The 13,013-nt window shown below is 59.2% G+C and carries 9 protein-coding genes and 1 tRNA gene; 5 read left to right on the top strand and 5 right to left on the bottom strand.

Features of this window, described 5'->3' with window-relative positions:
- Positions 1 to 148: 148 nt before the first annotated feature.
- Together EKH80_RS12895 and EKH80_RS12890 are read right to left on the bottom strand one after the other, a co-directional pair.
- Complete coding sequence (locus tag EKH80_RS12895; protein ID WP_126685167.1) at positions 149 to 511, bottom strand: hypothetical protein; 363 nt, start codon at positions 509 to 511, stop codon at positions 149 to 151.
- A gap of 178 nt (positions 512 to 689) precedes the next feature.
- Positions 690 to 1,316 (bottom strand): outer membrane protein, encoded by a 627-nt coding sequence (locus EKH80_RS12890; RefSeq protein ID WP_158628835.1) that lies wholly within the window; start codon positions 1,314 to 1,316, stop codon positions 690 to 692.
- A gap of 314 nt (positions 1,317 to 1,630) precedes the next feature.
- Between EKH80_RS12890 and EKH80_RS12885 the strand changes: the two genes are divergently transcribed.
- The 5 genes from EKH80_RS12885 (at position 1,631) to EKH80_RS12865 (ending at position 7,494) form a co-directional block, all read left to right on the top strand.
- Complete coding sequence (locus EKH80_RS12885; protein WP_126685165.1) at positions 1,631 to 3,538, top strand: M61 family metallopeptidase; 1,908 nt, start codon at positions 1,631 to 1,633, stop codon at positions 3,536 to 3,538.
- Positions 3,539 to 3,808: 270 nt separating this feature from the next.
- Positions 3,809 to 3,885, top strand: a tRNA-Arg gene (locus EKH80_RS12880).
- A 211-nt stretch (positions 3,886 to 4,096) separates the two neighbouring features.
- Entirely contained in the window at positions 4,097 to 4,780 is a 684-nt protein-coding gene (locus EKH80_RS12875; protein WP_126685164.1) for a hypothetical protein, read from the top strand.
- 849 nt (positions 4,781 to 5,629) lie between these two features.
- A complete protein-coding gene (locus EKH80_RS12870) occupies positions 5,630 to 6,799 on the top strand; it encodes a M48 family metalloprotease (protein ID WP_158628834.1) in 1,170 nt (389 codons plus the stop codon).
- 149 nt (positions 6,800 to 6,948) lie between these two features.
- Positions 6,949 to 7,494 carry an RNA 2'-phosphotransferase gene (locus EKH80_RS12865; RefSeq protein WP_126685162.1) on the top strand — a complete coding sequence of 182 codons (546 nt, stop codon included), beginning with the start codon at positions 6,949 to 6,951 and terminating at the stop codon, positions 7,492 to 7,494.
- Positions 7,495 to 8,039: 545 nt separating this feature from the next.
- On the opposite strand, the gene EKH80_RS12860 is transcribed toward EKH80_RS12865, so the two are convergent.
- Genes EKH80_RS12860 through EKH80_RS12850 form a run of 3 tightly spaced genes read right to left on the bottom strand, consistent with a single transcriptional unit; the run spans position 8,040 to position 12,768 of the window.
- On the bottom strand, positions 8,040 to 9,713 hold the full coding sequence (locus EKH80_RS12860) for a diguanylate cyclase (protein ID WP_126685161.1): 1,674 nt from the start codon (positions 9,711 to 9,713) through the stop codon (positions 8,040 to 8,042).
- 9 nt (positions 9,714 to 9,722) lie between these two features.
- A complete protein-coding gene (locus EKH80_RS12855) occupies positions 9,723 to 10,115 on the bottom strand; it encodes a response regulator (RefSeq protein ID WP_126685160.1) in 393 nt (130 codons plus the stop codon).
- Positions 10,116 to 10,131: 16 nt separating this feature from the next.
- Positions 10,132 to 12,768 carry a response regulator gene (locus EKH80_RS12850; RefSeq protein WP_126685159.1) on the bottom strand — a complete coding sequence of 879 codons (2,637 nt, stop codon included), beginning with the start codon at positions 12,766 to 12,768 and terminating at the stop codon, positions 10,132 to 10,134.
- Between the last annotated feature and the right edge of the window lie 245 nt (positions 12,769 to 13,013).

Here is a 13,013-nt window from a genome sequence, read left to right as displayed (position 1 = left end):
GGACTATCACTGCCCGGCCGAGATGTTTATGCGAGCGCTTGGGCGAGACGATCTGGCACAAAAGATCGATGATGCACTTCTAGATTGACTCCGCCAGGCAAAAAAGCCGACGGCTTGCGCCGTCGGCAGATAGACAAACTGGGGCGTCTTACCAGGCTTTTACGTCGACCACGCTGAGCGAGTAGTTCTGCATGTCCGACTGGTAATGCATCAGGCGGCCCAAATCGAATTCCACCGACTGGCCGGGGCTGACGTTGGTGGTCCCGGCGGGCCAGCCCATCTTGGAGGCGAGCACGTTGCCGGAGCCGTCTTTCGCATCCAGGCGGACCTGGGCGGCGGCGGCGGAAGCGCAATTGTTCACGAGCTTGCCCTTGACGCTCAGGCGGGTGGCAACGCCCGAGCCGACCGCGGAAACCTTGACGTCCTGGATGGTGAAATCGCTGGCTGCGCAGGCGGCATGGGCGGCGATGGGGGCGACCAGCAGCAGGGTCGCGGCGAGTACGGTTTTCATGGATGAGTCCTTAGGGGGAAAGGGCATTCGCTTCAAAAGAGCGACCAGCAAGCTATCGGCCTCAATGCGACAAACTTTAGGGACGCCGGATTTCTTCTGAAAACCCAATCCGATCCAAAAAGAAAACCCCCGGCAAGCGGGGGTTTTCCAGCAGCTCACATTTGCGTGCCGCGTCTTATCAGAAGCGGTATTCCACCAAAGCGGAGTACGCCGCCACGTTCACGTGCTTGCGGTCGAGGAAGTTGCCGCCGCCGTTGTCGGTGTTCAGGCGGTAGTTGTCGTAGTTCAGGCCGAGGCTGAAGTTCCTGGTCAGGTCGTAGCCCACGCCCAGGCCAGCGTACAGGCCATCGTTGTAGCGAGTGCCCTTGGCATTCATGCCCAGCAGCGTGGCGTCGAGCTTGTATTGCGCACGCAGGTAGCCGGCGTGCCCGGTGACGAACCAGTTGTTGTAGAAGTTGTACTTGGCATTCACGCCGGCCGTAAGGGCGCGCGTGCGCACCGACAGCGAAGCGATGTCATTGCCAGTCTTCGGGTGGCCGAGGTAGGCATAGCCGATTTCAGGACCGACGATGCCGTTCCAGCGCCAGCCGAAGCGCACATTCTGGAACGTACCCTTGTCGTGGCTGAAATCGGTGCGGTACTTGGTCTGGCCGAGCTGGCCGGCAACGAAGAAGTTGTCCTGCCAGTTGGGGTTGATGTTGGCGCCAAAGGTGGCGGGGGCGACGGCGTCAGTTTGAGCGGCCTGGCTCAGCACGGGGGACAGCGCAACAGCGGCCACAACGGCCGAGAGGACTAGCTTGTTCATGGGGGACTCCTTCTCTCTTTTTTTAAGGCTTCGCCGCGATGGGGAGGTCGGGGCGAAGGATCGTGCGGGGGACACGATGTAACAATTTTGTAACGTCCGTGCTGAACCAAACTTTTCCGAATGGTTCGCACGGCGATTGCTATTCAGGTTTTGTTGTTGCGCCGCAGCGAAATTCTGCGGATCCCAACTCAAGGCGGCGCTGGGCTCGCGCGTGACCTCTGGCAGGGGAGCAGGGCGTGTGAGCATGGCTAGGATCGTGACTTACGCCGCCTTCACATTCCTGTTGGTGGCCTCGCCGCACCCAGGAGACTCCCTTGAAACGCACCCCGCTTGCCGCCGCCCTTCTCGCCATCGCGCTGGGAGGCACCGCCATCGTCGCTTTTGCGGACGACGTGCCTGCTCCGCAAAATGCTCCCTACAGCGCTGGTGCGCTGAAGATCGAGGTGGACGCCACTGACATCGCTCATCGCGTCTTTCGGGTCCATGAAACCATCCCGGTCGCGGCGGCCGGTCGGCTCACGCTGCTGTACCCGCAATGGCTTCCGGGCAACCACGCGCCCAGCGGCCCGATTGACAAGTTCGCCGGCCTTACGGTGAAAGCCAACGGCAAGGTGCTGCCGTGGACGCGCGATGAGTACAACGTGTACGCCTTCAACGTCGACGTGCCGCAGGGCGCCGGCGAAGTCGAAGTGGATTTCCAGTTCCTCTCGCCGCAGGACACCCGCCAGGGCCGTGTTGTGATGACGCCGGAAATGCTCAACCTGCAGTGGAACACTGTCACCGTTTATCCGGCCGGCTACTACGCGCGCCAGATCAAGGCCGAGCCCAGCGTGAAGCTGCCGGCCGGCTGGCAGTTCGGCTCCGCGCTGGAGGTGGCTGCGCAAGATGGCGACAACGTGCATTTCAAGCCGATCAACTACGATGACCTGGTCGACTCACCGATCTACGCCGGCAAATACTTCAAGCGCCTGGACCTCGATCCCGGGGCGAGCACGCCGGTGCACCTGAACCTCGTGGCGGACGATCCGAAGTATCTGGAGGTTACGCCGGAGCAGCTGAAGATCCATCGCCAGCTGGTGCAGCAGATGTACAAGCTGTATGGCGCGCATCACTACGACCACTACGACTTCCTGCTCTCGCTCAGCGACAAGATGAGCGGCAATGGCCTGGAGCATCACCGTTCCAGCGAAAACGGTACGCCGCCGGCCTATTTCACCGAATGGGAAAAGGGTTGGGTGATGCGTGACCTGCTCTCGCACGAGTTCAATCACTCCTGGGACGGCAAGTATCGCCGTGGGGCGGATCTGGCTACGCCGAACTTCAATGTGACGATGGGCGATTCGCTGTTGTGGGTGTACGAAGGCCAGACGCAGTTCTGGGGTCAGGTCGTGGCCGCACGCTCCGGCCTGTGGAGCGACAAGCAGTACCTGGAGATGGTCGCCGCCGTCGCCGCCACCTACGACAAGGGCCGCCCGGGCTTGGCCAGCTGGCGTAACGTGCAGGACACCACCAACGATCCCACCATTGCGACGCGCCGCCCGCTGCCGTATCGCAACTACCAGGGCAGCGAGGATTACTACTCCGCCGGCGAGATGATCTGGCTGGACGTGGACGGCAAGCTGCGCGAACTCACCGGCGGCAAGAAGACCATCGATGATTTCGGCAAGGCGTTCTTCGGCGTGAATCCGGGGGCGTGGGACGTCGATCCCTATACCTTTGAAGAGGTGGTGAAGACCCTCAACGACATTTCGCCCTACGACTGGGCGAGCTACCTGCGCACGCGCCTCGACGGACACGGTCCACTGACCGGCGGCCTGGCATCGCACGGGTGGAAGCTGGTCTACAACGACAAGCCTTCCGACGCGATCAAGGCGATGGAAATGTTCCGCCACGTGACCGACCTGACCTACTCGCTGGGCGTTTCGATCGGCAAGGAAGGCGCCATCAACGACGTGCTGTGGGATGGCCCCGCCTTCAACGCCGGCCTCTCGCCCGGCATGACGATCGTCGCAGTGAATGGCCACGGCTTCGATTCGGATGCGATCAAGGAGGCGGTCACCGCCGCAGCCAAGGACAGCGGCCAGTCGATCGAGCTACTGGTGAAGAATTTCGACGAATACAAGACCCTGCGCATCGACTACCGCGGTGGCCTGAAGTATCCGCATCTGGAGCGCGACAGCAGCAAGCCGGATACCTTGAGCCAGCTGATCAAGGCGAAGTAATTGCCGCAGTCCCTCGGACCCGCTCCCTCCCCTACGTGTAGTAGGGGAGGGCTGGGGTGGGGTGAAGCAACCTTGAGGGGAGCTCAAACACTGCAGCAAGTTCGTGCAACCCCACCCTAGCCCTCCCCTGTGTGAGCTGGGGAGGGAGCCGCCTACCGTGCAGTTGAGATGCGAATCAGCCGAGCCGATGGGCATCCCCATCCGCCTCCGGTATACTTGCCCTCCGCTCGGCGCCGTCCCCCTGGGATCCTTCGCGCTAGCGCCTACCACGCGCCCGTAGCTCAGCCGGATAGAGTAGTGGCTTCCGAAGCCATTGGTCGGGGGTTCGAATCCCTCCGGGCGCGCCATCTCTCTCCTGTGTAGCGCTTCCTGCGCCATCCAGCATGGTTTGTCCGATTCGGACAAACTTCGATGGACATCCTGCAAGTTTGTCCATTTTGACCGGTTACACATAGTTATAGACGACGCTTGCCTAAGCGAATGGCATTTATCAGAGATACGGTCCGCTTAACCCAAACCGGACATGCTAATTTTTGCCTGTGCTTTTGGGGAATGAGCATGGGAATTCTAAAGGGCATTGAGGAAAAGCTGGTTCAATATTGTTTGGATAAGCGGCCCGTACGGGTCATTCAGCGTGCCAGGATCGAACACGACATGGATCTCGAAAAGTTCGTTGCGATCGCTAACCAGCTGGCGAGGCCAAGCGCTCAGCTTCGCTTGGACGGGCAAGGTGATCCGGTGGCCTATTGGCATGGAATGTCAATGCAAGGCGCCCCGGTCATTACATTTCTTGACGAGGGACGTTGGCGCGAGGTGTCACTCGACCGGGAGCAAAAAGGTCGAGTCATCGAGGTAAGCGAGCCGAATCGAAACGGCATTCCACTGTTCGAATCAAGACATATTTCATTGCCGCCGATAGACGCGATTTTTCTCTTGGGTGGCCCCGAAATAGATGCCTACCTCATGGCGTGCGGCTGGAATGCAATGGCCGGATACAACGACAATTTCCCCGATTCAATACCCTCAAAATACGAAAAGTTGTACTTGGCAGCAAATTGCCCGCTTTACCCCGTAAATGGGCCTGAAGCAGTCCGGGGCGGTTGGAACGCGACTTGGCCCGATACGGAGTGGGATGATTTCACGCACAACGAACTTGTTCTCTGGACCTTCCGAGAGGCTGAACCGTGGATTGAGGTTTATCGGAGTGGCGCTGGGTTTCAAGTTAAGCAGCGCATTACTTGATGTACGCAATGTCCGCTTCCCGTAGCGGACCTTCCTTCGACCAAAAATAGCAAAGTAGTCGGAGAGTTCTCTAGGGGGACATTTTCATGCCACGGCTTCCGATATACGCGTCAAAGTCTGATCAGGCCGAAATCTTTGCGTATTTGAATAGCTCACCGGAGCTCGCCTTCCTCAGGTCCGATGGAGCGGGGCGTTGGAGGGCATTCGAATCGCTGTGATTCCTTTACACGGAGCAAGGTAAATCCCGGAGGCGACGGAACGACGTCGCGATCCACGGCACTCTATACAGGGGTCATCATGCTTGCCATGACATGACATGATGTCGCGCGAAAAATGTGCTTCGGAATAAGCTATTAAATTAATATTATCAGGCGCTTATGCTGGTGCACGTGCAAAGCGGACAAACCAGGTAAGATCGATCCGCACAAACTATGCTGGACCGCGCAGCACTTGTTGTGTGTTTAAGCATGAATTGGCCGCGCATAGTGAGCGGAAATCACAGTGCAGATTCCCGGCGGCCGCTGCATATCCAAATATGGATAGTTCATGCGCGGGTGGTGGGCCTGCCGCCCAAAGTGGCAGGCCTTGATGTGACAAAGCCTATTGAGTAACAGGCAGTGTCCGCTTCCAACCGAAGCCGGCACCATTGTTTGTCCGGCGGCGAGATCGTGTTTGGACCACTCGGGGTGCTGAGCGGGGAAGGCCAGCTTTCGACAGCCCAGAAGTAGGCTCTACAGATAGAACGGGTTAGGGACAAAGGGGGAACGGATGTTCAGTAGTCGAAGTGAGCGGTGCTCGATCGCCCTGTTCGCTCAATGCCTATTGTTCCTGGGTATAACGGGGTCCGCTATGGCGGGTGGCGTCGAAATTCCACCTGATTCGCCATCCGCGGTAGCCTGGAATAACGTTCTTAACTGGACGTGGGTTGTCGAGACAGCCATCGATTTACTATTGCCGTTATGGCTATTGCTGTCCGGTTGGGGATCACGGCTCGCTCGACTATCCGAGCGCTGGTCAAGCCGGCGTCGCTATTTGGCGTGGATCATCTTTGCGTTGATTTACATGCTTATTCGCTTTGTGCTGAGACTTCCGGTTGAATTTGGCCGCCATTTGGCGTATCCGGGAAGAGACGCGGACACTGCGCTGGCATGGTTGACTGGGCAGCTTCAGTCGCTGCTTCTTCCGGTTTTAGCCGCCTTGCTGTTGCTGTGGCTACCGCTGTTGCTAATCCGCAAAAGCCCACAACGATGGTGGCTGTGGCTCACGGGAATCACCGCTCCCATCGCTCTTGTAGTCCTGATTGGACAGCCGCTGTGGATGTCTGCGGGCAAAGGTTACAAGCCACTTGAAAACGGTGCGCTGCGTTCGGCCATCGTGACGATGGCTAGTGCGTGTGGAATCCCTCACATCCAGATCGTTGTCGGAGGAGATGACACCAGCGTGTATGGTCTGGGCCCGACCAACCGCGTCATCCTCCAATCCGACTTGCTCAAGGTCGAAAGTCCCGATCAGGTGCGCTTTACTGTTGCGCACGAGTTGAAGCATTACGTTCTAGGCGACAACTGGAAGGCATTGGCAATCATTGTGGCGTTTGTGCTCGTTGCGTCGTGGATCGTGGATAGGGCGGCGCGCTGGGTCTTCAGCCGGCATGGAGAACGCATCGACTGTCGGGAGCTGTCCGACGTACGCGCGTTTCCGTTGGTGCTGTTCAGCGTGATGGCGCTATGCGTGGTGATTGAACCGGGGTTTTTGGCGTTCAATCGGCATATCGAAAGGGAGGCCGATCGATTCGGTCTCGAGCTTAGCCATGAGAACGTGGCAGCGGCGGCGTTATTCAAGGGATGGCTCGGTGGACTCGAAATGGCCGACCCAGGAGTATTCGCGAAGTTGACGCGTAGCACCCATCCGTCGCTGGCAGAGCGGATCCGGATGGCACAGAACTACCACCCTTGGGAGAGCGGCGAAGCATTGAAATATGACGCAGTGTGTCGAGCCAACAGCAGCCAGCTGTCCAAATGAATATCAGCGACAGTGTGGATGTCTGTTGTTGATCATCGCATGCGGCCGAATGGTGTTGTTGTCCGCGAAAAGAAAGAACAGGGTCTGTAACTCCGTAACGTCTTCTTTCACCATGGCGGACTCGCCCAACACAAAAGGACCAAAAATAAGTGAGCAAAGATCCAGTCGCCACGAGTAAATTCTTGAGTCTCGTGCTCCGGCACAAGCCCGAAACGATCGGGTTGGCGCTGGACGCGAATGGGTGGGTCAACCTGGAGGAACTCGTGCGCCAGGCAAACGAGTGTGGCTATGGGTTGACCATCAAGGACATCTTCGACGCGGTCGCAAGCAGCGACAAGCAACGGTTCGCCCTGGACCCGTCAGGTCAGAGGATTCGGGCAAACCAGGGGCATTCGGTCAAGGTCGATCTGGCGCTGGCGGCGTTGCAGCCTCCTACGCTCCTCTATCACGGCACTGCGACGAGGTTTTTGACGTCCATTCGCCATGCTGGATTGCTGAAGCAGGCTAGGCACCATGTCCACCTGTCATTGGATGCGGGCACGGCAGCGCGGGTCGGAAGCCGCCATGGCCAGCCTGTAGTTCTCATCGTGCGTGCCGAGCAAATGTCGCATAGTGGCCACCTGTTTTATCGGTCGCAGAACGGTGTCTGGCTCACCGACCATGTCCCGCCCACGTTCATCGAGTTTCCTCTCTGATAGGTGTGGCTGCTCGTTTCCTATCCTATTGGAATAAATGGAACGATACGGCGAGGAAAAGCAGGTCCTTTACCAGAAACGCTAAGCCACCTGCTTTTACTGCCCTGCCTTCGAAAGGTTCGTGCTTGACGAGAACAAGTTTGCCCACCCAAACTAATTTGAGAATTCAGGGGAAATGGAATGAATGACACGAGCAGGGATCCGGCCCAGGAGCGCCGCCGCTTGCGCGCCGCTCTGGAAAGCATGAAGCAGAAGAGGAATTTGGCGGTAGGCGGCTTCGTGGTCGCCTTGGGTTGTCTGTATACGTCATCGCGTATGGAAATGCTGCCCGATGCAGTACGTTGGAGCATGCGTATAGCCGCGCCTTTGATATTTGTGCCTCTTGCGTTGCCTTTTCTGCGTTCGCCGTGCGCACAATGCAAGCAACGATATCACTCTGTAGCAAGCCTGTTCCGGCATCCGGACCGAACACTGCCATGCAAATCCTGCGGCTTTCAGATCGACAAGCACGTGTCGATGTATTGACCAGCACGCAGCGGCCTCGGCTATTCACTGACCAAGATCCTGGCCTCTGCCGCCTTTCCCTCGTCAAGGTTTGCCAACGCCACTCTGTTGCGACCGGCCTGCTTGGCTTGATACAGCGCCTGATCCGCCAACCGAAGAATATCGCTCGCGTTCAAACCCAGTTCGAATTCGGCAATGCCGCAGCTGAAAGTCGTGGTGAAGGTGAGGTTGCGGTTGGCGCGTTGGCGCACCAGGGAAAATGCGTCGCGCAACTCGTTCAGCAGAGCAAGGGCTTGTTTGGCGTCGGTATCCGGTAGGATCACCACGAACTCTTCGCCGCCAATGCGGCCGACGATGTCGGTCCGCCGCAGGCGTCGCTTGAGCAGCTCGGCGAGATTCTTCAATACGCCGTCACCGATCAAATGGCCGTAGGTGTCGTTGACGTTCTTGAAGTGATCCAGGTCGAGTACGGCAACGCAGAATACAGCCTGCTGCCGAGCAGCCCTCGCCGTTTCTGTCGCCAGGCGGTCCTTGGTTGCGGCGTGATTGAGAAGGCCGGTGAGGCTGTCCTGCTCGATGTGGGAACGCAATACGCGGTAGCGCCGCAGGCGAGTGGAGACGGCGGAGACCAGGTGTTCGGGCGTGATGGGCTTGGTGAGAAAGTCATCCGCCCCCAACTGCATGGCGATCAGTCGGCGGTCGGTGTCGGTCTCCGTCGACAGGTACACGATCGGCACCAGCACGTAGTTATGCAATTGACGGATCACGGCAGCGAGCTCGGCGCCGGTGCATCCTGGCATATACATGTCCATCAGCACGAGGTCCGGCTTGAAATCGTCCAGGTGCGCGAGGATGGTCATGGGATCGGTCACGATGTCGGTGCTGATGCCGATCGACTGCAGGGTGACGGCATTGTGGCTGGCCAACGGACCATTGTCGTCGACGATCAACACGCGGTAAGGCTCCGGCGGCAAGTCCGTGATCAGACTGTCGAGCCTGGCGATCAGTGCGCCGACGTCGATCGGCTTCACCAGGTATGCGGCGCCGCCCGCCCGGGCGACAGCGAGCCTCGCCGTAAGATCGTTGCGGGAGGAAAAGAAAATGACGGGGGTACGTAATTGTCTGACTATGGATAGCTGGATGATGGCTTCGGGCCCGGCGAGATCGCCTTGCGGGAATACGATGTCCATCAGCACCGCGGCCAGCAACGGATCGACCGGTGTTTCAAGCAGCTGCTTCGGTGACTCGAAGGATTTGACGATATAGCCGAAATGGCCAAGCTGCAGCATGAGGTCTGTGGCCAATGCAGCGTCGTCTTCGACCAGATAGATCAGCTTGCGCTCGGCTTCCGGCACGTTGCTGGCAGGTAGCGAGGGAGTGGGGGCGGGCACCATGGGCTTGCGCGCTTCCCGGCCGAGTGCTTCGATCAATCGCGCGGCGCAGTCGCCTTCGGTTGGATTGAGCGGACGCCCATCGCATAAGGCGGCATCCACGAGTGTCTCCAACTGGCGTGCCGCAACGGAGAGGGCAGGGTAGCCGAAGGTGGCCCCGGAACCGGCAAGGCTATGCGCAAGGTGGCGCAGGTTCGTCAGCTCGAGCATGTTGTCGCGCTGACGAAATGCGTGTTCTATTTGGGCGAGTTTGGCGGGCAGCTGCTGCGCATAGTTTTCCCGCAGCAGGCGCAACTGTTCGGTAACGTCAAGAGCGGCTTTCATGGCAAGGCTTCAACCATGATGCTTGCTCCAGATGTCACGCACGGTGGCGGACAGCGTCATCGGGTCGAAAGGCTTGGCAATCACGTCTATCGCCCCCTGCTGCCGATAGCGCGCCACCTCGTTGGCCTGCACCTTTGCGGTCATGAACACGACCGGGGTTTCTTGCACATCCGGTAATTCGCGCAGTGCGCTGAGCGTGGATGGGCCATCCATTCCCGGCATCATCACGTCCAGCAGGATCAGGTCGGGGCTGAAAGCCTGTACAGCATCCAGCGCGGCCTTGCCCGAGTCACATAGGCATACGTCGAAACCGCCTACCGCCTCAAGCGCAAGGCGCGCCACGGCCCGTATATCGGGCTCGTCCTCGACATAGAGAATGCGTTCCAGGGACTTGACGACCATGTCTTGCTCCCTCTCTCTAGATTCTGCGGGTAAGGGACTGGATCGCGTCCAGCAATTGGGGATTGGTGACATGCGACTTCACCATCGCCGCCGCGACACGACCGGATTCGTCGACGGACAATTCGTTCGCCGAAAAGACCAGTACCGGCGGCGGGGGTACCAGTTGCTCGATGTAGGGAATCAAGTCCCAGCCTGTACGATCCGGCAAGCTGAGGTCGAGCACCACCAGATCGTATTGACTGGTCGACAGCAATACGGTCGCCTCCTGGAAGGTGGCAGCGCTGTTGAAATCGGCGATATCCGCACACAGCGAAGCGACGATCTTGCGGATGTCCGGATCGTCTTCGACATGCAGTACACGGCTTTTTCCATCCGTGCTGCCGGCGATGCCGGAGCGAACGGCATTGATCAGGCGCCCTTGATCGATCGGCTTGGCAATCCAGTCGACGACGCCAAGGCCATCACCTTCGCCTTTGCTAAGGCGAGGAATCTTGCGCAAGTGGCCGGAAACCACCACCACGCAAAGATCCCTGAGCGCGGGGTCGGCGCGCATTTCGTGCAGAAAAGCCCTGCCGTCGAGGCCGGGCATCTGCACGTCCAGCGTCATCGCGGCAAAATCTTCTTCAGCCAGCAAGCGCCTAACCGAGGCACCATCATAGGCGGGTACCGCTTCGTATCCGGCCTGTTCGAGCATCATGCAGAGCAAGGTGGAGACGTCGCGATCGTCTTCACAGACAAGAATTCTTTGCAGTCGCGATACCGCTTTCGGAAATTCGGGAAGCGTGGCTGGGACGGTCTCGGTCCATTCGGGCAAATCAAAATGGAAAGTGGTGCCCTGTCCTTCCTGGGTATCGAATCCGACACCGCCGCCCATGGCTTCCATGATGGCTTTGGAGATGGACAGCCCAAGACCGGTGCCGCCCTTCGGACGGGTATCCGAGGCGTCGGCCTGCGAAAACTTTTCGAATACCTTGTGGCGGAACGACTCAGGGATGCCCGGCCCCTTGTCGGTCACGCTCACGCGTATCAAACCCTCGTGGCGGGTGATCTGCAAATCCACGCTGGCGCCTTGCGGGGAAAACTTGGCGGCATTGCCCATCAGGTTGGTCATGACCTGCATCAGGCGATCTGCGTCGACGCGCACCCAGATGCCGGGCAGGGGAGCAGTCAGCTTGAACGTCACGCCAAGCTGCTCGGCATACGCGCGATTCACAGCCATGGCCTGTTCGACCAGCGGCTGCAGCTCGTGCGACTTGAGGTCGAACTGCATATGCCCCGCTTCGATCTTTTCGATGTCCAGTATGTCGTTGATCAGCCGTACCAGCCGCTCGCTGTTCTTGCTCGCCAGCTCCACCAACGCTTTGGTTTGTTCGGAGAGCGCTCCGCCTACGCCTCCCGCGAGCAAGCCGAGCGAGCCCATGATGGAGGTGAGCGGCGTTCGCAGCTCGTGGCTCACGGTGGAAATGAACTCGTTCTTCATGCGTTCCACTTGCTTGCGCTCGCTGATGTCTTCGAGCGTGCCGACATAACCCAGAAGCTGTTCGCCGTTGCGCATGGCAGCGGCTTTGCAACTTACCCAGGTAATCGAGCCATCGTGGCGGAGGAAATGGCAGTCGGCGGTCAAGTTGCCGTTCTTGTTCTGCATTTCGCTCCACAAGGAAAGCACACGCGCCTGATCGCCGGGATGGATGCCGAAATTCCACGGCTTGCCACGCATGGCCTCGTCGGAGTAGCCGGTGATCTCCTGATACATTTGATTGACGCGCAGGCACAAGCCATTGGGATCCGTCACGAACGTGCCCAGTGGGGAGGCTTCGTTCATGGCCGAAAAGCGCGCGGTACTTTCGACCAGACTGGCTTCGACGCGACGCCGTTCGTGGATCTCCTCGGCAAGCCCGCGGGCTTGGCGGCGCTGCCTGCCGAGCACCAGGCCGATGGCGGCCAGTCCGGAGAGCGCAACGAACGACAACGAGCCGAAGGCCTGCTTCAGCGATTGCCGCGAAGCCGTAGCCAGTGCCGATACCGGTCGAATGACCTCCAGCACACCGCGTACGTCGCCCACCTTCCAGTCCTTCTTGGGGCTGTCTGGGCGGGAGTTATGGCAGCTGATGCATTGCGGCAGCATCCGGTCCGCCACGGCGTACCGGTATACGTACTGGCCCTGATAGGTATCAAAGCGGCCAAGCGGCTGGTCCGGATGCAGGCGCAGTGAATCAAGCGCCTCGCGTTCGAATGCGTCGTGGGGGCCGCCATCCTTGCGCCAGGGGAACGGATAGGCGCTGTAGAGGCGCACTTTCAAGCCCGTTCCGCTGCCACCGAGTTGCTGGCCAAGCTCGATGGTGAAGGTGGCCGGCAAGGGGATGGCGGCATCCTTCTTTTGATAGTCGGGCGTCACCTCGATGCCATGGCTACGCACGCGTTCCACGACATTGGAGGTGTAGAGCGCACGGATTTCCGAAATCGTCCTGCTTTGAAGCTGCGCCCCTTGCTGGGCCAGGGCTGCCACCAGCCTGTCCTGAAGATGGCTCATGTACCAGAACGTCACCCCGGTGGCGGTGACGACCAGCACCATCAATACCACCACGATGTGCTCGAACAGGAAGCGCGTGATGGCGTTGCTTGCGACGGACAGATGGCGCGTTACAGCGTTCAATTTACCCCTCCCCCTGTGTTGGAAGGAAAACCGTCAGCCCGACATGCTCTTCTGCAATGATTGCCTTCGACTGGAAATCTTGTGATCCGATACATCGCCGGCGGACTTGCCGCCGCTGCGACTTGTCGCCTGGTGCGAAGTGGAACCGTTGCCCCCGACGCCCCTGAGCGCCCCTTCCATGCGTTTTTTTCACATAAGTTTCGTGCAATTCCGGTGAAGGACGTTCACACCGTATGCGAGTAGTC

Origin of the sequence: Dyella choica, assembly GCF_003977665.1 — a bacterium.
Classification (GTDB): domain Bacteria; phylum Pseudomonadota; class Gammaproteobacteria; order Xanthomonadales; family Rhodanobacteraceae; genus Dyella_B; species Dyella_B choica.
The sequence above is the reverse complement of the archived record's forward strand: the minus strand, read 5'-3'. Positions and strand labels throughout refer to the sequence as shown.